The sequence below is a fragment of the Dyadobacter sp. CY356 genome (genome assembly GCF_021440195.1).
GTDB lineage: Bacteria > Bacteroidota > Bacteroidia > Cytophagales > Spirosomataceae > Dyadobacter.
In genome coordinates, this window is the sequence record NZ_JAJTSZ010000004.1 from 65,820 (window position 1) to 84,749 (window position 18,930).

18 protein-coding genes are annotated in these 18,930 nt (G+C 38.0%); 5 read left to right on the plus strand and 13 right to left on the minus strand.

Annotated features, from left to right (window positions below; all coding sequences use genetic code 11):
• Positions 1–18: 18 nt before the first annotated feature.
• On the minus strand, positions 19–948 hold the full coding sequence (locus LXL81_RS14525; RefSeq protein ID WP_234647520.1) for an aldo/keto reductase: 930 nt from the start codon (positions 946–948) through the stop codon (positions 19–21).
• A gap of 246 nt (positions 949–1,194) precedes the next feature.
• Between LXL81_RS14525 and LXL81_RS14530 the strand changes: the two genes are divergently transcribed.
• Genes LXL81_RS14530 through LXL81_RS14540 form a run of 3 tightly spaced genes read left to right on the plus strand, consistent with a single transcriptional unit; the run spans position 1,195 to position 4,988 of the window.
• Positions 1,195–3,024: an ABC transporter ATP-binding protein gene (locus LXL81_RS14530; RefSeq protein ID WP_234647521.1), complete on the plus strand. Its 1,830-nt coding sequence runs from the start codon at positions 1,195–1,197 to the stop codon at positions 3,022–3,024.
• Positions 3,025–3,963, plus strand: coding sequence for a glycosyltransferase family 2 protein (locus tag LXL81_RS14535; RefSeq protein WP_234647522.1), 939 nt, complete (start codon positions 3,025–3,027; stop codon positions 3,961–3,963).
• 59 nt (positions 3,964–4,022) lie between these two features.
• Positions 4,023–4,988 (plus strand): glycosyltransferase family 2 protein, encoded by a 966-nt coding sequence (locus LXL81_RS14540; RefSeq protein WP_234647523.1) that lies wholly within the window; start codon positions 4,023–4,025, stop codon positions 4,986–4,988.
• Between the two features lies 1 nt (position 4,989).
• Here LXL81_RS14540 and LXL81_RS14545 read toward each other — a convergent pair whose 3' ends face one another.
• The 12 genes from LXL81_RS14545 to LXL81_RS14600 all read right to left on the minus strand — a co-directional run bounded on the left by LXL81_RS14545 (position 4,990) and on the right by LXL81_RS14600 (position 17,283).
• On the minus strand, positions 4,990–5,889 hold the full coding sequence (locus LXL81_RS14545) for a glycosyltransferase (protein ID WP_234647524.1): 900 nt from the start codon (positions 5,887–5,889) through the stop codon (positions 4,990–4,992).
• Positions 5,890–6,091: 202 nt separating this feature from the next.
• Positions 6,092–7,021, minus strand: coding sequence for a phosphatase PAP2 family protein (locus LXL81_RS14550; protein WP_234647525.1), 930 nt, complete (start codon positions 7,019–7,021; stop codon positions 6,092–6,094).
• Entirely contained in the window at positions 7,014–7,649 is a 636-nt protein-coding gene (locus LXL81_RS14555; protein WP_234647526.1) for a sterol desaturase family protein, read from the minus strand. The genes LXL81_RS14550 and LXL81_RS14555 overlap by 8 nt, the downstream gene beginning before the upstream one ends.
• Before the next feature lie 9 nt (positions 7,650–7,658).
• On the minus strand, positions 7,659–8,228 hold the full coding sequence (locus LXL81_RS14560) for a DUF4833 domain-containing protein (protein ID WP_234647527.1): 570 nt from the start codon (positions 8,226–8,228) through the stop codon (positions 7,659–7,661).
• Entirely contained in the window at positions 8,206–8,937 is a 732-nt protein-coding gene (locus LXL81_RS14565) for a CDP-alcohol phosphatidyltransferase family protein (RefSeq protein ID WP_234647528.1), read from the minus strand. The genes LXL81_RS14560 and LXL81_RS14565 overlap by 23 nt, the downstream gene beginning before the upstream one ends.
• 16 nt (positions 8,938–8,953) lie before the next feature.
• Positions 8,954–11,512 (minus strand): DUF5686 and carboxypeptidase-like regulatory domain-containing protein, encoded by a 2,559-nt coding sequence (locus tag LXL81_RS14570; RefSeq protein ID WP_234647529.1) that lies wholly within the window; start codon positions 11,510–11,512, stop codon positions 8,954–8,956.
• Positions 11,513–11,586: 74 nt separating this feature from the next.
• The gene (locus LXL81_RS14575) at positions 11,587–11,958 is read right to left on the minus strand and encodes a GtrA family protein (protein ID WP_234647530.1); all 372 of its coding nucleotides are present in this window, start codon (positions 11,956–11,958) and stop codon (positions 11,587–11,589) included.
• Positions 11,959–11,960: 2 nt separating this feature from the next.
• Entirely contained in the window at positions 11,961–12,419 is a 459-nt protein-coding gene (locus LXL81_RS14580; RefSeq protein ID WP_234647531.1) for a phosphatidylglycerophosphatase A, read from the minus strand.
• A gap of 189 nt (positions 12,420–12,608) precedes the next feature.
• Complete coding sequence (locus LXL81_RS14585) at positions 12,609–13,601, minus strand: NAD(P)-dependent oxidoreductase (RefSeq protein WP_234647532.1); 993 nt, start codon at positions 13,599–13,601, stop codon at positions 12,609–12,611.
• Positions 13,598–14,725, minus strand: coding sequence for a hypothetical protein (locus LXL81_RS14590; protein WP_234647533.1), 1,128 nt, complete (start codon positions 14,723–14,725; stop codon positions 13,598–13,600). Before LXL81_RS14590 ends, LXL81_RS14585 begins: the two co-directional genes overlap by 4 nt.
• The gene (spt, locus tag LXL81_RS14595; protein ID WP_234647534.1) at positions 14,722–15,930 is read right to left on the minus strand and encodes a serine palmitoyltransferase; all 1,209 of its coding nucleotides are present in this window, start codon (positions 15,928–15,930) and stop codon (positions 14,722–14,724) included. Before spt ends, LXL81_RS14590 begins: the two co-directional genes overlap by 4 nt.
• A 753-nt stretch (positions 15,931–16,683) precedes the next feature.
• Positions 16,684–17,283 (minus strand): TetR/AcrR family transcriptional regulator, encoded by a 600-nt coding sequence (locus LXL81_RS14600; protein ID WP_234647535.1) that lies wholly within the window; start codon positions 17,281–17,283, stop codon positions 16,684–16,686.
• A 425-nt stretch (positions 17,284–17,708) separates the two neighbouring features.
• On the opposite strand from LXL81_RS14600, the gene LXL81_RS14605 reads away from it, so the two are divergent.
• On the plus strand, positions 17,709–17,897 hold the full coding sequence (locus LXL81_RS14605) for a hypothetical protein (RefSeq protein WP_234647536.1): 189 nt from the start codon (positions 17,709–17,711) through the stop codon (positions 17,895–17,897).
• A gap of 490 nt (positions 17,898–18,387) precedes the next feature.
• A complete protein-coding gene (locus LXL81_RS14610; RefSeq protein WP_234647537.1) occupies positions 18,388–18,864 on the plus strand; it encodes a hypothetical protein in 477 nt (158 codons plus the stop codon).
• Positions 18,865–18,930: the final 66 nt, after the last annotated feature.

Here is an 18,930-nt window from a genome sequence, read left to right on the forward strand (position 1 = left end):
TCACCACGAGACTAATTATCAAAGAGAATCAAGGTATTTCAACATCATTTTCAACCCTGCTTCATCAGGAAGTTTTCCATAACCTGCTCCCATGTTATCAATAAGATGTTTTTTATCAGATGTGCCAGAAATTACACAATTAACAGCAGGATTTGCCAGAATATATTTCAGGAAATACTGAGCCCAGCTTTTGATATCATATTCGGCTGCCCAGTCAGGCAATTCTTTCCCTTTTACGATTTTGAAAAGAGAACCACTGTCAAAAGGTTCATTGATAATAACCGCAACTCCATGATCCTGAGCAGCTTTGAGCAGGCTTTTTTCCGCGTTTCTAACTTTAATGGAATAGTTAAACTGAACAAAATCTATCGCTTTTGACCTGACAATCTGTTCAAGCTGCTGATGCGCGGAGACTGAATAATGCGTTATACCGACATACCTGACCTTCCCTTCGTCCTTCCACCCTTTCAATGTATTTAAATGCGTTTGCCAATCCTGCAAATTATGCACCTGCATCAGATCCATTGTTTTTCTCCTCATTTTCAGGAAAGATTCATTCATTTGATCAATGCCAGACTGCTTACCGGTAGTCCAGACTTTTGTCGAGTAAAAGAAATTATCTTTAAAATCCAATCCTGCGGTCAGATCGCCAATCACTTGTTCAGCCCTGCCATACATTGTGGAAGAGTCAATAACTTTCCCACCCAGTTTATTCATATTCGTTAAGACCTCTGCCAGTCCGGCTTTTTCAGAAGTTGAATCTCCCACGTCAAACTGTATCCAGGATCCCAAACCGACAACAGGTAACTTCTCTTTTGTGCCGGGAATATTTCTTTGTAACATAGTTTGTTGATAACCAGCCATTAAATTTTCATAATTAAGCAAAGCAGCGGCACCCAGACATTCCAGCTGCGTCATGGCATCCCGTCTTGATATCTCATTTTTCATAATCCTGATTTTTAGTCAAGTGTTCAAAAGTTATTCCAATGCCAAAATTTATCAGCGATTTTCCAACCATTTGTAAATACACGGGTCTGTTAACAAACCATACTTCCCGAAAAAACACAATCTGGGGTGCTTTTAAAATTAAAACAGATACATTTTCGTTCTTTAATACCTTTGTCTTAATATAAATCTTAAAAGGGCCCTGTCCCTTATGGCATAAAAACTTATCTTTGTGCCTTTAAATAAAAAATGAAAACATACTTCCGATTATTATCTTTTGCCCGGCCAATTGAGAGATTCGCTATCCCATATGTCATCTTTACACTTTTGGGTGTAGTTTTTAATACATTGAATCTTGCACTTCTGGCCCCTTTAATGGGCGTTCTTTTCACCAGTAAAGGTGGTGGAGCTGCCGAAATTGTAGAAAGGCCTGAAAGTTTCCTGAACATTCCGGGTTACCTTAATTACTTCGCTCAACAAGCAAATATTGCCTACGGGCCATATGGCGCTTTACAAATTGTCTGCGGTATAATTGTTCTATCCGTTCTTCTAGGTAACGTTTTCCGTTATTTCTCAGGAAGGATTATGGAAAACCTTCGTATACACACGTTATTAAATTTGAGAAAAACGGTTTTTAATAATGTAATGAACCTTCATGTTAGTTATTTTAGCAACCAGCGTAAAGGAGATATTATTGCAAAAATTGCTTCTGATGTTGGTGTTGTACAATTTTCGGTAACCGGAACTTTACAAGTTGTATTTAAGGAACCTTTGCAGCTGCTTGCCTATGTATTTATGCTTTTTGCGATATCATTCAAGCTGACAATTTTTGCAATTATGGTGATTCCGGTCTCTGCTTTTATTATTTCTAAAATCGTAAAACGATTAAAAGAACAGGCGAGCCAGGCACAACATATGTTTGGACTAATGATCAGTTACCTTGACGAAGCCTTGTCAGGTATTAAAATCATCAAGTCTTTCAATGCTACCGAAGCAATAAAAACCAAGTTTGATTCTGAAAATGTTCGATACTCTGATCTTGGCAGGAAAATGGCACGTCGCCAACAATTAGGTGGCCCGGTATCTGAATTTCTAGGTGTACTAATGGTTAGCTCCATTGTTTTATACGGTGGTTCGCTGATTCTTGATAATAAATCAGATTTAAGTGTATCGCAGTTTATCGCATACATTGCCTTGTTTTCTCAGGTTATGCGCCCTGCCAAGGCACTTACGGACTCTTTCAGTACTATTCACGCAGGTATTGCTGCTGGTGAAAGAGTGCTTGCTTTAATTGATGAAAAACCGGAAATCACTGATTCTCCTAACGCAATAGCCATAACATCATTCAACGAAGCAATCCGTCTCGAAAACCTATCTTTTACTTATTCGGAAAGAACTGTTCTTAAATCAATTAATCTGACGATTCCGAAAGGAAAAACAATCGCTTTGGTTGGGCCGTCGGGTGGTGGGAAATCTACTTTGATGGATCTGATCCCAAGATTTATTGAAGCTGAAAAAGGAAAGGTTACGATTGACAATGTCGATGTAAAAGATATTACAATGGAATCGCTCTGGTCGCTGATTGGTGTCGTGAACCAGGAATCGATGCTTTTCAACGATACTATTTTCAATAACATTGCTTTTGGTATGCCAAATGCCACACAAGAGCAGGTTGAAAACGCAGCAAGAATTGCCAACGCGCATGACTTTATTCTTCAGACTGATCAGGGTTATGAAAGCAATATTGGCGATCGTGGAATGAAACTTTCAGGCGGACAAAAACAACGTATCTGTATTGCACGGGCAGTTTTGAAAAATCCACCGATCATGCTTTTGGATGAAGCAACATCGGCGCTTGATACCGAATCGGAGAAACTGGTTCAGGAAGCGTTAAACAATCTGATGAAAAACAGGACTTCACTGGTTATCGCCCACAGGTTAAGTACGATTCAAAATGCCGATTTGATTGTGGTTCTGGAAGATGGACAAATCATAGAGACCGGTAATCATATGCAGCTGATGGCCAGTCACGGTTTGTACAAAAAACTGATTGATATGCAGCAGTTTACAGAAGTATAAATGGCAGAGTCACCATTAATTTCTATTGCGCTGTGCACCTACAATGGGGAAGAATTCATTAAAGAACAAATGGATTCCTTACTTTGTCAATCCTATGCAAATCTGGAAATTATAGTTGTAGACGATTGTTCAACGGACAATACTGTATCTGTTTTGAATCAGTTTGTAGTGAACAACACTAAGATAAAACTTTACAGAAACGACAGGAATTTAGGCTACAACAAAAATTTCGAGAAGGCGATCAAATTGTGCAATGGAGCATTTATAGCCATGTGCGACCAGGATGATATCTGGGATACCGACAAGATAAAAATACAGTTTGAGGCTATTGGAGATAGTGAATTAATCTACCACGATTCCGAATTTATCGACTCCCTTGGGAATCCGATCCATTTTAAAATGTCGGATAAATTCAACTTTTATAAAGGAAACAGTCCGTTGCCGTTTTTATACATGAACTGCGTTTCGGGTCATAGTGTATTGATCAAAAAATCACTTTTGGATAGCGGATTTCCCTTTCCCGAAGGATTTCATTACGATCAATGGCTTGCCTTTATGGCCGCATATAAAGGAAAAATTGATTTTGTTGATAAATGTCTGGTTCAATATCGGCAGCATGATAGAAATTCAACCGACATTCTGGCCGTTCGAAGTAAACATCAAAAGACCAGCAAAGAAGTTAAAATTGAAAAACTGAAACAGGAAAGTCTCTGGCTCAAAGTTTGTTCAGAGCATAGCCAAGGTGCCAATTTCGATCTGATTATGAAACTTTATCAGTTATGTTTGAAAAGAAATACTTCCTTTATAAATCTTTCCTACGGCTGGAAAATCTGGAAAAATGAAGAATTATTATTGTTTTTGTTGAAAAAAAATAAGACGAGCAAATTCTTCTTTACTTTAAGAAAAATATGGGGACCGGGCACTAAGCGCATTATTTAAGCATACCGACTTAATACCTTCCTAAACCTAAAAGGCAAGTGTCAGACTGCCAAACCGGAATGAACGATCAAAAAAATACACCTTTTGTTTCCATTGCGCTCTGCATCTACAACGGAGAAAAATTCATGAGGGAACAGCTTGAAACGCTTGTTAATCAGACTTATCCCAATCTTGAAATTGTAGCCGTTGACGACCGCAGTAAAGATTCTTCTCTGGAAATTTTAAAAGAATATGCCGAAAAGTATCCTTTTTTCTCTTTTTATGAAAATGAGGTTAATCTGGGATATGTGAAAAATTTTGAAAAGGCAATTTCCTTATGCAAAGGTGAACTGATCGCATTATCTGACCAGGATGACATTTGGGATCTCGATAAAATAAGACTGCAAGTTGAAGCCATTGGCGACAGTCAGCTGGTATATCATGATTCCACATTAATTGATGAGGATGGTGAACCGACAGGCAAAAAAATGTCGGATATTATCAATCTTTATAGCGGCGACAATCCAAAGACTTTTCTCTTTTTCAATTGCATTTCCGGCCACAGCTGTATGATCCGGAAAGATCTTTTGCCGTGGGCACTTCCTTTTCACAAAGATTTTTTCCATGACCAGTGGCTGGCTTATGTGGCTGCCAATGTTGGAAAAATTGAAGTGATACACGATTCGCTCGTCCAGTATCGCCAGCATAGCAGCAGCTCGACAGACATCATGAACAAGAGAAAAAAGATCAATAAAAAATATCATGAAAACCGTGATATCCTAAAAATGCAAAAGGAACTGAAATGGCTGAAACACTGCGAAAGTTACAAATTCAACAAGTATCCTGATTTCGTTCACAGGCTGGTAACGCTGTTTGAAGAAAGGCTTGGGACATTCTTTTCGTTCCGTTATTCGAGATTGTTAAATGAAGATTACCAATCCTTGTATTACATTCCAAAATACAAAAAAGCAAGTCAGTCTGCCTATGTTTTCAGACACGTGTGGGGAATGAAATCGAAGATTTTGTGGGCCAGGATTTTTGGATAGTTTATTTATCACCTAGTCCAAAATGCTGTTCAACCAAATGGACATATCCTTTAAAAAATAATCGCAAGGGCATTCTTTTTGATTTCGCACCTGAAATCAGCATACGCTGAATTTCTCCGAAAGAAAATTTCCATTCCAGCATTTGTTCAATTACATTTTTAATCGCAAGCTTTTCGGTTCGATATATAAGCTTTTCATCAACATCATTAGTTACAGTCAGCGGAAAATGTGCGTTCCATTTACGGTGCAGCTTTAAAATTGATTCCAGCCATTCTCTGCCAAAATTTCCTTCGGACGAATGTTTCATCAGTATGTCATAGGTCACCACGATTTTATGTTTGCCAAAAATATTCAGGCAAAAATCAACATCGTACCCATGAAATCCTTTAAGCAGCTTTTCATCAAAAGGTTTTTCATCCAGAATATCCTTTCTTGCAGCTAACCACATCCCATCGGCGCATACAACCTCGCTCAGTTGTTGTTGATATGGATTATGATAGGCGTGAATTTCATCCTTATCATTAAGTTTATAGCCCTGAATAACATTTTGAAATGAACGATCAGGCGAGTCATACTCCACGCAATACCAACCAGAAGGTGCCAAAGCCTTATAACCACCACCAGCCACGCCTACGACACCGATTTCTTTATTTTCTGAAAATATTCCGAGAAGAATAGTGCCCCAGTTTTGAGTTTTTATTTCGATATCCTCGTGCATAAAACACAGGATATCAAACTTCGCTCTCTGTTTTCCTTCATTATAAACCGCACAAATCCCCCGCTTCCCATTACTGTTGTCAATACCAATAATTTCATAAGCCACGCCTATGGTCTCGTCAATGTTCTTTGAAACTTCACTTAATTCTTCGGCGTTGGCTGAGCAGATTATTATTGATATCATTAATAGTCGGGTGTTTTCAAAAAGCAATTATATACTGAAACGGAATAATTTCCGGATTCTTATCATTAATATGACAGCTGAAATAAGACCATGGTTGGAATTTGCTATCATGCAAAGATAAAAAAGCTGATAGTTTTAAAATAAAAAAGCTGGAAACGCCTCCGGTATCAGGGTGTTTCCAACTTCTGTAATATTATCAAAATCAGCTTTGCCTGTTTAAATTTCTCGCTGCTATCAGGTTCACAATAATGATACCGGTTATCGCACAGCAAACACCGGCAATAACATCAAGCACATAATGATGACTTGTATAAACAGCTGCAAACCAGATTCCCGGCATTGTTATGCCAATCACTATGGACAAACCAGTATTTATTTTACTCCTTAAAGCATAATATAACGCAATGAGCGGATAAGAAGAATGCAAAGAAGGCATCGCTGCAAATACATTTGAACTCTTCTCATATATCGATTTAAAAATTCCCACATTAAAAAACGAATCGAACCGGGAAAGCCCGGCCGTATTCCCTCTCGTGTTTGCTATAAACTCAAATCCATACTGCTGGCTATACCATGGTGGCGCCGCAGGATAGAGATAGTAAATCACAAAACCGATCATATTGACCAGTAAAAATGTGAAGGCAAAGTTGAAAAACTGCGTTTTGTTTTTGAAAAACAGATATCCAGCCAAAGACAATGGAAGCGGTATCCATGTCAGATAAAACAGGCCCGACATCACATCCAGAAAAGAATGCTGATGCAAAATCCAGTATTCATTTGGTGTTATTACGGATGCTCCGGCATTAATCCCAAAAATTGATTTTTCAAGATCGTAAAGACTTTTGATGTGAACTGTGTTGTAATTATAATTCGGGAATGCCTTCATATAATCAAACAAAATCCAGTACACGATAAAAATGGAAAATGCGGTGATGAATTTGCGGGTTGCTTCGGAGAAAAAGTAAAATCCGTTTGTAATAACCAAAAGCACAACCTGATCACTCCGAAATCCCACAAGGTAAGCAGACAATACGAGGTAAGATACCGATATCAGCAACATTGTGATGATCGGCTTTAATCCGTAGAAACTCGTTTTAGGGATGCTTACCGTACTTTCTAAATTATCAATCATTTTTATTTCTTAAAAAATCGGAGCTGAAAATTTTGTCCCACAGCGGTGAACTGACTCCGTATCCTTTCGATGCATCATCATAATGGTGCAACATGTGATGTTTTTTCAGTTTTTTCCAAAATTTATTTTTAAAGTTAGCATGATGCAATGCATAATGCGTCATATCATAAAATAAATATCCAGCCATAAAAGCACAAAAGAATGCTGCCAAAGGTCCGGTTTCCAGGAAAAGAGAAAACATAAAATAAAATGCCGCAGACAGAGGAATGCTTACCGAAGGCGGCATCACCAGCCTTTGGGCATCACTTGGATAATCGTGGTGCACACCATGGAAAATAAAGTGTATTCGTTCCATTATTTTATTGCCCTTTTTCGGTTCAAGATGAAAAATGAACCTGTGCAACACATATTCTGTAAGCGACCACACAAATAGTCCCAGGAGAAAATAACCGCAAAACTCAACCGGGGAAAGTTCCTGCTCCCCGATTGCCTTCCAGCCGAAATAAAATATTACAGGAATGAAAATAAAAAGAGGCACAGAGAAGTGCACTTTTGACACCGATTCCAGGATGTCACTTTTGAACATCCGAACCGATTCCTTGGAGTTGGATACAAAGTTCTTGGCCATGATGAAACATCAGGAAAATTTACTAATTCTTTCTACTACTTTCTTACCAGTTGCGGGATCCGTTCCCGTAACTTCAATATACTTGACATTGGGCACCCAGAATGTTCCGCCATCGATCCGTACAAAAATCCTGGTTAAAACACATTGTATCTGGTTGATTGCCATGTATACTTGATACTTGTTATTCGTATCTTTTTTAAGATATAGTGGTGTTCTTGAATAGGCAACTGATTTCAGTTGAAAATAATCCTTACCTGCCTTTTTTACAATAATTCCATATGCGAATTTCTTTTGTAAATAATTCAGTTCCTTGCGTCCTCCACCTTCGGGGTATCTGATCCAGAATGGGTGAACAGGATTTTCTTCGTCCAGCTGTCCTTTGTCATTTACATTTAATTCATAACAGATCGTATTGGTATTCGGGTCTCTCTGAATATAAAAAAGGAGGTTGGCTAATTTAGGTACCGGAAAAGTATCCACTGCTGCCACAGCAGGATTTTCTTTGCTTTTTTTGTCTGCGAAAGTATTGCTGCCTGTTGCAAGAACTGCAATCAGACTAGCGATTAATAGAAATCTCATCGGAGTCTTTTTTATCCAATATTTTTTTTACACTTAACAACCGGTTTACCGCAGTGATATTGGTCAGAACGGCCATAATCGTGATCGGGATTGTAAAAATTGACATCGTTTCAAAAACATGAAATGGTATGCCCGGAATAAACAATTTATAATCACCACCAATGTAGTTCGACGCTACGCCACAGGAAATAGCCGAAATCCCAACCAGAACAACACGTTCCGGCCTTTGCATTAGTCCTTCTTTACATTCAACCCGCAGACCTTCTGCTCTGGCGCGTGTATAACTCACCATTACCGAACCGATCAACGCAATAAATGCAAAGAGCGAACTGAAAAAATAATGATGCCCAACGAGATAATAACATATCCCCAAAAACATCACCATTTCACTGTATCTGTCCAAAACAGAATCGTAGAAAGCTCCAAAAGTTGAGCTCATGTTACCAAGCCGGGCTACCTGCCCATCGAGCATATCAAAAATTCCGGCAAAAAGTACCAGAAAACCAGCCCAACCCACATAGGTCAAATCCCCACGATTACCTTCTTCAACGCCTATGATAAAAATTACGGCCACACCAATATTCAAGACCAAACCAATGGTTGTCACCATGTTAGGTGTTAAACCGGCCTTGATCAGAAACTTAACAAACGGATTGATTACCTTATAAATACCTTGCTGTAAAGCAATACGCAACTCGTCCTTATTCATTTTAAACTCTTTTAAACTAGAAATCCAACTTAACTCTTGCCCTGACTCCCCACTCTGCAACATTAGGATTGTCAAGATAGTTGAACCGTTTAACCAAATCAACTCGTAAAAACTTAAAAATGTTCGCGATGCCAACACTTCCTTCCATATAAGGTTCCTTATTCAGTGAATAAGTTGCTGATGTTCCATCAGGATTTGTCAGAAACTTATACAAGCCTGGATTATAAGCCGGATTATTCTCATTTCGCAAACCGCCATACAATCCTCTGAACGCAACCACTTCCCTAAGTTTGAGTCTTTTCAACAACGGTATTTTATTGAAAATAAATCCGTTCAAATAGTATTCCACACTCATGCTTGCGTAATGATCACTGACAAATTCCAGAAAGTTCATTAAGTTGTAAGAACTCAACTGATATGCATAACTCTGGTTGGCACGGTGGATTGTCAGCAAAGGGAACGGGATGTTTTTTCCAATGATATATCCGCCTTCAGCCGTGACATCAGCATAACCGAACTGGGAAAGGAAAAACCGCTTGGCCACATTACCATTGATATTCTGGTAATTTGTTTCTCCCTGCAAAACGCCTTTAATTCCTTTGCTATACCGCATTGTAAAAATTGGATATTTATTAGGAATTGGCGTGCGGTATAATTTCCCCTGATAATATTGCTCGTGCGGGGCGTATCTCAATTCCAGACTCACTTCTGCATTTGAGAGAGATTTAATATTGATCAGACCATCACTTCCTGCATCATAACGCTGGTATACCAAAGCACCGGCGGGCGCCTGTTTCCATTGTGTAAATCCAAATCTGTAAGACAACCGGCTAGGAAATTCCCGGACGTATTCAAATTTATAAATATCGTTGTAAAGCCATTTATCATTATTCCCTCTTTTGAAAGACAAAAGAAAATTATCTTCCTGCACAAACTGCAATTCCTGTCCCGGAATTTTGGTATCATGCTGATAGCTGAATCTGAAATAATGCAGCGGGAAATGGTAGATGGATTTATTGTTCAGCGAATATGTCCCGCTGGCAAAATATTTCCACTTCTGATCCTTGAAACCATAAGCGGCATAGGTCTCGAAATAAACACGTTTGCTGAACATTGGAGTCGTTCTTCCACCAAAACGTAATCTTAACCCTTCCACAGGATTGAAACTGTAAAACGTATTCACAGGACCAATTTCAACGGGACCAAGTGCTTTATATCCTGCTAAGAATAAGGTCCCGATATCCATTGTACGTCGGAAAGACTTGATAGTCTGCAACGTATCAACATTCTTATATATCTCAACCTCGCGGTGCTCCAACGGAATATGGCGCGAGCTGGCCCAGAAATCAGGGCTTTTTGTCTCACCTTCTTTGTATGCAATTTCTTCGGCAGGTCCTCTGTAAATGCTGTCATTCTGAGGTTTGTTGATTTCGTAATCTTTAAACGTTACCGTTCGCTGACCATAAATCCCACCTCCTTTATCACCAAAGGCGAATTCCATTCCCAGCGTGCTTTTGCTAAGGTGGTATCTTCCGTCCGTACTTTTCTCGAATTCAAGCTTCGCTTCCAGGTCACGCATGAAGTTCAAATTGATATCCTTATTGACCGTCAGATAAGCATGCTGAACACCATAGTGGCCATCCAAAGTGATATACAATTTCCCCTGGAAAAGAAGATCTGTTTTATTTCTTGGTATAAAACTCAATTCGATAAGCCATGGCTGCTGCGTTTTTACAGTATCAGTGATGAAGAATTTGTAAAAAGTCGGTGCAGTGCTGGCAATCGGACTAAGCAAAAGGTTGGTTACAACCGAAATGTTATTATTGTAGATATTTATATCTTCATAAAGTCTATTGAAATATGTGCTTAAACCATCATTATCAATAAAACGGGAATCATATTCTGCGCGCTGGTCTGCCAATACACGCTGCTTCTTTTTGTAAGGATCTTTGCGGAAATAAATCTGGGAAAGTCGTTCTCTTAAATAAGCCGGAAGCATGTTTTTGCCACCAATCGTACTTGAATCCTGTTCCGTGAAAAGAAATTGGTAATTTCTGAAAATCCGTTTTTCCCTGAATTTATCTGACAAATTACTAAGTGCCAGCGAAATTTTTTCATACTGTTCATACTGAACAAAATCGTTAGCATCCATCTGATTTTCCTTTTTATGGTCAATCACTTTCTGGATCAGTTCAACAGCCGGATTATTTCGGTTGCGGTAACGTGCTTTACCTTTGACAACAACTTCTGTCAACATGGAAGCATTCACACTCAGCTTCACATTGATGACCTGATCAATACCCGGTGTTATACTTTTGACCGCGGTATTATAACCGATATATCCAAACTGGATTTTGCTATACGTCCCTTCCAGTTTAATTGTATAACGTCCCTCGTCATCTGCCAGCGTACCAATCGTTGTACCCGGTATCAGCACATTGGCGTAGGGTAATGTTTCCTTCGAAGCAGAGTCCGTAAGTACTCCTCTGATGATTGTAGTTTGCGCACGGACAACGTCTGAGCCAAACAGAATCAGAAAGAATAGTATACCTGCTATTTTAAATTTTACTAACATCTTTAATTTTTTTTAGTTTTCCTGGGCTGCTGAGTTAATAAAGCCAGGAAAAACTCATTTAGATTCTGTGATGATCACCTGAAAACCATTTTTTTCTGAAACATGTAATTGTATCCAAAACCAACAATGATGGCTACGATCGCTTTGGAAAGAATGTAATTCAAATTTGTTTTTTCCAAGAGCAAATACATCCCTCCTGCATTTAAAATCAGATTCCCGACCCAGACAATGAAATATTTTAATGCTTGTCCACCAATTTTATCCTCTGCCGCGTCAAAAGTCCAATACCTGTTTATCGTAAAATTAGCCAGTCCACCGAAAAATGTTCCTGCTATACTTGATGTAAACGGTTCCAGTTGAAAAAAGTTCACCAGAACGATTGCAGTCGAAAAGTCGAGAAATGAAGCAATTAGTGAAGAGGCCTGCGCCTTGATAAACGTCAACATTTTTACAAGAGATTAAAACTGAACGCTATTTGTAGAAGGATGTTTGCACAAATACCGGCAAGCACATCATCCAGCATAACGCCATACCCACCGGGTAGTTTTTCTGCCTTACTGATGTAGAGAGGTTTAACAATATCGAAAAACCTGAATAGTATAAGTCCTGCTATGATATAAGCACCTGTTGAAGGCAAAAACAATAAGCTGACACACATGCCTGCGACCTCATCGATCACTACTTTTTTATCATCTTTTCCCCAAAAAGGCTCAACTGCATCCGAAGAAATTGTTCCTATAATTGTAATAAAGAGTGTTATTCCAAAACCTAACCAGACTGATGGAGCAAAGTGAATCTGCCAAAAATACCAGCAAATACAAGTAATCACAGCTGCGACTGTTCCGCCACCTTTCCCGACATATCCTATCCCCAGGGATGTTGCAATAATTTTATGCAACTGACTCATTATTCTCAGGTTATTTCAATTCTACAAGGTACTGATTTCCAAACTTTTGCAAACAGACCGACTAATTTCCCTGACCATTTTATTATTTTCTAATTATGCTTCAAGTCAGATAAGCACAATGTCCATCACATTCCTGGCGGACTTACGTAATAATCCTGATACATCATAATCTTCAATTTTAGAGGTGATTTAAAGCCACTTTCCTTTTGTATACCAATCCATAGATTCAGCCAGACCGGTTTTTAAATTGTAAACCGGATTGTAACGAAGGTCTTTCCTTGCCGCTTCAATACTACAAGCCCAGTTGGGAGCCGTAAGTTCATTCAGCTTTTCTTTATTCAGAACCGGCGTTTTTTCAGAATTCATGTAAGCCAGTTCCAGCACGTTAGCCACTACTTTCACAACACTTTCAGGAATGTGAAAACGTATTGTTTTCTTTCCCAGCAGATCTTTAAAAGTATCAGCAAGCTCATAACGGCCATAAACATTGCCGTCTGATATATTATAAGTACGTTCTGTCTTATTTTCAGCCTGTAAGGAAAGCATGATCGCGTTCACAAGATCAGTAACATAAACAAAACTGAAACGTTGAGGATTATTTCCAATGTACATATCCAAACCATCCTGCAACATTTTGAAAACGATATGCAAATCCTTTTCACCAGGACCGTAAACCGCCGTTGGCCTCAAAACGGCCAGGGGCAAAATACTGTCGGACAGGTACTGCTCTGCCAACAATTTACTTTTCCCGTAGGCTGTTACCGGATTCGGTTTTTTGTTTTCCTTAAAAAGCCGTACTTCATGATAGTCTGCTGGACCAATAGCGGCCAGGCTACTGACAAACACAAACTTTTTTAACGGAATATCTGCCTTTTCTGCGGCCTGTGCCAGATTCAGGGTATAATTGGCATTTACTAAATTATATTCTTCTAAACTTTTAGCTTTGGTAGCACCAGCCGCATGAATAATATACGTATACTGGCCCGCTTCAAGACTCCTGACCATCGATTCCTTTGACCCGAAATCAAGAGTAACAAAATCAGGATTCAATGTACTCAAATGTGATAACCTACTCGATGGACGTACTGCTGCATCAACCTCTAATCCGGCTTTCTGTGCAGCTTTTACAAGATGATATCCTATAAATCCACTTGCTCCTGTTATCAAGATCCGCTCACTCATATTTCTTTTTCAAGCAATCGGTAACGTTTATAAAGTTCGCCGTTCATCTGATCCAAAGCCCTGTTCATCATGTAGTTATCTTCAAGCATCCACGAGCACTCTCCACCTTTAATTTTGGTACCTTTTGAATTTTTGATGATTCCACCATATAAACAAGCTTCGATACCTAATTTACGATAACCGTCGATTACACCAAGGGTTAGAATTCTCAGCATGTCAATGTCCTTTTTCTGGAAAAGAAGTCTGAAAATTCCAAACGGAAGCAATCTTCCTCTTTTATTTTTTATCAGAATCTGGTTGATATCAGGTATAGCAAGCACGAAACCTACAATTTTACCGTCTTTCTCAGCCAGCAAACAGTAATCCGGATTCAGGATCATTTTTAAATCCTTTGCCAGGTATTCAAATTCATGTTCTGTCATTGGCACAAAACCTTCATTTTCAGCCCAGGCAATATTATATATTTCCCTTATTTTGGGAACTTCGTTCTTAAAATCCTTGATATTAACTTTCCTGATAACGATACCATTTCTTTCCAAAAGTCTTTTTTCAAGCAAATCAAGCATTCTGATCGACTTATCGTTAACAGTCGCATGCATCACTTTATAAGCAAGCAAATCTGTCTTTTTGGTAAAACCGATATTTTCAAGAAGTGTCAGATAATATGATGCGTTGTATGGCATCATCGCAACCGGAGGCGAATCAAAGCCATCAACCAAAAGTCCGCAAACATCATTTGTTGTCGGACTTGCAGGACCCTGAATCTTATTTAAGCCCTTTTCTTTTAGCCATTCTGTTGCTTTTTCGAACAATAATCTGGCAGTTTCCTGATCATTTATACAATCAAAAAAACCGAAAAAACCATCCTTTGCCCCAACAAATTTATTGTGGTTCTTATTATGTATGGCTGCAATTCTACCCGTTATCTTACCGTTTTCATCAAATGCTAAAAAACACTGCACCGACGAATGTTCATAAAAAGGATGTTTATTTGGAGAAAGTAAATCTTTTTGCCCAATAAATATTTCCGGAACGTAGTTTACATCATCCTTGTAAAGGTCATGAGGAAAATCGACGAAACGGTCTAAATCCTTATTAGAGGTAACGGGTAAAACTTGGGTCATACACTTTCAGAAATAATAGGGTCGGAATATATTTGTTTATAAGCTTTGGTCATTTTGTCCACTGCTTCTTCAATTTGAGCGAAAGTGTGTGTCGCCATTAATGAAAAACGAATAAGGGATTCCGTTGTATGTACTGCCGGCGAAACTACCGGATTGACAAAAACACCATCTTCCTGCAATATCTTCGTAATCTGGAATGTCTTTTCGTTGTCGCGGATATATACGGGCAGAATCGGACTTTCAGTTTTCCCTAAATCAAAACCGCTTTCAAGTAACAAACTTTTGGCGTAATGCGTGTTAGACCAAAGTTTTTCAATATGCTCAGGCTCATTTTGAACAATTTCAAGTGCTGCCAAAACAGTAGCAACAGATGAAGGTGTCATACTCGCGCTGAACATCAGCGCACGTGCACGATGTTTCAAATACTCAATTGTCTCCTCATCAGCCGCAATAAAACCGCCCAATGAAGCAAAGGACTTGCTGAAAGTACCCATGATAAGGTCTGCTTTATCAGTAAGACCAAAATGAGAAGCAGTTCCTGAACCATTTACGCCGATAACACCCAGACTGTGAGCATCATCCACCATAATGTTCGCACCAAATTCTTCCGCAATCGCGGCCATTTCGGGAAGTTTCACAATATCACCCTCCATACTAAAAATCCCATCTGTCGCGATCAGTTTGATGGCATCTTCCGGTAGATTTTTAAGTTTGTTTCTCAAATCATCCATATTATTATGGCTGTATTTGACAACTTTTGAAAATGACAAACGACTTCCATCTATAATTGATGCGTGGTTTGCATCATCCAGGATCAGATAATCGTTACGACCGGTAATGCTTGAAAGTGCACCCAAATTAGCCTGAAAACCAGTACTAAATAGTACCGAAGCCTCTTTTCCTGTGTAAACTGCAAGTTTTTTCTCTAACTCTTCATGGATATCCAGCGTACCGTTCAGGAAACGTGAGCCTGCGCATCCGGTTCCGTATTTGGTAGTTGCTTCACGAGCCGCTTCCACTACCTTAGGATGATTTGTCAGACCAAGATATGAATTGGAACCAAACATCAGCACTTTTTTGCCATGAATGATTACTTCAGTATCCTGACCAGATTCAATTGGCCTAAAATAAGGGTAAAGACCCCTTTCCTTGATTACCTTCGAATCTCTGAATTCAGAAACCCGGGCATGTAGTTTATTCCCCATAAATATTAAGTGTCAGAAACATGCACCTACTTCCTGATTTCCAGTTAGTTCCAGTGGGTTATGCATTTTTTTCGTCATTAAAAAAGTAATTTAAGCATATTACGGCAATGTTAAAGCATTGTTTCGCTTGCATTACGTAACATGTTAACTTCAATAAAGGTTTTTACTTGAATTAAATTATTTAAAAAATTTATAACAAAAACAGTTTTTTCAAGTTGAAGCTGGACTTAAAACCTTTTCTTATGAAAACTTTTATCAAAAACCAGATTTGATACCCAATGCCCTAATATTCAATTTGAAGTGATCAGACAAGTGATATTTTACTGTTTTTGATGTATATCTATCGTTTTTCAAAAATTTAAAAACCGATTTTATTATATTTTTACAAAGATATAAAAATTGTATTTTTAAAACTTTCTTTCCACAAAAACACAATCAATTTTGTGTTAAATAGAATAATTATTTCGATGAGTGGTTAGCATCAGGCAAAGAAAATATTTTTCTGCTACTTCTCAACCCCCACGTTTTCGATATATGTCTATTTTAATCTTTATTTAATTTTTTGTTAACATTTCATGAAGACGAATTTTCCAAAAATATCAAACATTTTAAGCCGTTCCAAAATGTTATCTCCAATCGCCCGACACACAAAAGCCTAGGTTTCTGACAGTTATTAAAGTTGATAGAGTATTAATATTACCTAAACAAAACAGAGGACTAAAATCGTATCAGAGTCGATGTGTGAAGCCAGAGTTATTTTTTCAATCCATTCATCACCAATTGCATAAGCAGTTGCAGATAGTCATGCATCTCATCAAGTTTATCGTACATGATAAGATCAAATTCAATACTTCTTTGAGCACTCGTCAGGACAAAGGCAAGCCTGTTTAGTTCGGTGTCACTTAAAATCCTGAACTCCCCGCTGACCATACCATATTCTAAAATACTTTTAAGGATTACAATCTCCTTTTCGTCATATTTTTTACGCCAGTGACAATCCCCGCCCGTTGCAAACATGGCTTCCCTGGTTTCTGACACCAGAACAGTATACAGATTGGCCATCTTTTTCATCATTTCGAAACGTTTCAAATAAAACGTCTTGAATTTTTCCCAGGCTGTCGGAGATTTGGCGATCTCACCTTGAAGTATCAGAAAAAAGTCGTCCTTTTCTCTGCTGATGATCGCTTGAAAAATTTCTTCCTTACTTTTAAAATAATAATAAAGCGTGCTTTTTCCCTTCCCTGCATCCTTGGCAATATCTTCCATGGTCGTCTTACTCAGACCATATCTCTGAAAAAGTTTGTTTGCCCCTTCCAGGATTTTTGCCTTGATTATTTCATCTTTATTTAACATCCTATATTATTTATTTTTCGACTCAAATCGAATAATGGTCCAAAATTAACCTATGCTCTTTGTACAACAACATTTTATTCCAAATAATTTTATTATTCAAAATAAAATACTAAATCATCTTTATTAATTTAAATACAGATGCGTAGATAATTATCATTAACGACTTATTTGTGAAGGGAATCTGTGAGTTTGGAAGAGATTACTGTTTTTATTATGCCACCCAAATAGAAATAATCAGTCTGTCAGAGTATCCAGATAATGCATAACTTTTTTATGTAATTACAATGAATAATTGAATGTATTTATTTAACGGTTAGCTCTTTAAATTTAATAGAATAAAATTGGCCCGTTATTTCAATTCACAAGTATAGATGTATACAGCAAGAATTTAATAACTTTTTTTCACACATATTTAACCCAGCATCATGCAAACCAATTCAGAGTCACTTACCGAGATTAGTCGGCTGCTCGACATGTACATCAGCGAGATCCAGTCGTCAGAGTTAAAGCCATTGGCAGCCAACATTTACCTTACCCATGCCAAAAACTTCGTCCGTTGGATTGAAGGAGAATTTGTACCAGGAGGCCGGCTGGAAAAAAACAAGGCCAGATAATTACTCAGCACTACTTCACACACTATTTTTTTCTTCACCCCAATCCCTCTCACATTTTTCCATATTGATCTGCTCCCGCATCAATGAAAAATGTTCTTCCGACTACTAACAGTAATTCTACAATTAATCACAGGTATTCCCTTAAAAATTCACCTTGGTCTTCTCGCCAGTTGTAAAATGTATACCGTAACGATATAGTTTAGTTATTTTCTCAAATTTTCTAAATCTGATGTCTTTATTATAGTACGATTTGACGAAACAGGAGTTACGTATATAGGAACTGAACATGTAAACGTTGAGTACACCCGGATTGTGGTTAGGCAATGCAGTTTAATCTTTGAAAAACAGTTCGCTCCTATTTATGAGCAAAGAATTAATGGTGCTAGAGGAACAATATAAGTTAAAACTAAATTAAGGTTTTGCGAAGCCATTCCAAATAAATTAAAACTTGGCACGATTTTTGTACTAATCTATTGCTTAACCCCCACTCATGTTATCAATAATAATATTAGACAATTACCCTATTTTAAGGTTTGGAATCGCAAAGTTGCTAAAAGAACATTTTAAAGACGTTCAGCTTACTGAAATTTCAGTAATAGATGACATTCCTAAATTTCATAATACAATTTGTCCGGATCTTATAGTCCTTGGCATTAACGATAATACCAAGAAGAAAGATCTTAAATTATATCAGGAAGTTAAGATGTTCTTTCCTTCAACACCAACAATTGTCTACGACGAAATTATTTACGACTTTCAAACATTGCCCTACCTGGAATCCGGCATTGAAGGTTATTTGCTTAAACAAAATAAGCCTGCCGAGCTATTGCGATCCGTTGAAATTGTATTAAGTGGAAAACGGTACATTTGTAATGATGTGCTTCAAAATTTATTTTACAGATTTTTATCAGAGGAATCACACATTGAAAGAAACCAGGTATTGTTAAATTTAAGAAACCCGGCTTGAATATCCTCTGTAAAAAGCAAGAATCGGATTGTGTGCTAAATTGGCATTATATACATTTATATACCT

Excerpts from the sequence above, each read along its gene's own strand:
- LXL81_RS14525 (WP_234647520.1), bottom strand. The coding sequence starts at position 948 with ATGAAAAATGAGATATCAAGACGGGATGCCATGACGCAGCTGGAATGT.
- LXL81_RS14530 (WP_234647521.1), top strand. The coding sequence starts at position 1,195 with ATGAAAACATACTTCCGATTATTATCTTTTGCCCGGCCAATTGAGAGA.
- LXL81_RS14535 (WP_234647522.1), top strand. The coding sequence starts at position 3,025 with ATGGCAGAGTCACCATTAATTTCTATTGCGCTGTGCACCTACAATGGG.
- LXL81_RS14540 (WP_234647523.1), top strand. The coding sequence starts at position 4,023 with ATGAACGATCAAAAAAATACACCTTTTGTTTCCATTGCGCTCTGCATC.
- LXL81_RS14545 (WP_234647524.1), bottom strand. The coding sequence starts at position 5,889 with ATGATATCAATAATAATCTGCTCAGCCAACGCCGAAGAATTAAGTGAA.
- LXL81_RS14550 (WP_234647525.1), bottom strand. The coding sequence starts at position 7,021 with ATGATTGATAATTTAGAAAGTACGGTAAGCATCCCTAAAACGAGTTTC.
- LXL81_RS14555 (WP_234647526.1), bottom strand. The coding sequence starts at position 7,649 with ATGGCCAAGAACTTTGTATCCAACTCCAAGGAATCGGTTCGGATGTTC.
- LXL81_RS14560 (WP_234647527.1), bottom strand. The coding sequence starts at position 8,228 with ATGAGATTTCTATTAATCGCTAGTCTGATTGCAGTTCTTGCAACAGGC.
- LXL81_RS14565 (WP_234647528.1), bottom strand. The coding sequence starts at position 8,937 with ATGAATAAGGACGAGTTGCGTATTGCTTTACAGCAAGGTATTTATAAG.
- LXL81_RS14570 (WP_234647529.1), bottom strand. The coding sequence starts at position 11,512 with ATGTTAGTAAAATTTAAAATAGCAGGTATACTATTCTTTCTGATTCTG.
- LXL81_RS14575 (WP_234647530.1), bottom strand. The coding sequence starts at position 11,958 with ATGTTGACGTTTATCAAGGCGCAGGCCTCTTCACTAATTGCTTCATTT.
- LXL81_RS14580 (WP_234647531.1), bottom strand. The coding sequence starts at position 12,419 with ATGAGTCAGTTGCATAAAATTATTGCAACATCCCTGGGGATAGGATAT.
- LXL81_RS14585 (WP_234647532.1), bottom strand. The coding sequence starts at position 13,601 with ATGAGTGAGCGGATCTTGATAACAGGAGCAAGTGGATTTATAGGATAT.
- LXL81_RS14590 (WP_234647533.1), bottom strand. The coding sequence starts at position 14,725 with ATGACCCAAGTTTTACCCGTTACCTCTAATAAGGATTTAGACCGTTTC.
- spt (WP_234647534.1), bottom strand. The coding sequence starts at position 15,930 with ATGGGGAATAAACTACATGCCCGGGTTTCTGAATTCAGAGATTCGAAG.
- LXL81_RS14600 (WP_234647535.1), bottom strand. The coding sequence starts at position 17,283 with ATGTTAAATAAAGATGAAATAATCAAGGCAAAAATCCTGGAAGGGGCA.
- LXL81_RS14605 (WP_234647536.1), top strand. The coding sequence starts at position 17,709 with ATGCAAACCAATTCAGAGTCACTTACCGAGATTAGTCGGCTGCTCGAC.
- LXL81_RS14610 (WP_234647537.1), top strand. The coding sequence starts at position 18,388 with ATGTTATCAATAATAATATTAGACAATTACCCTATTTTAAGGTTTGGA.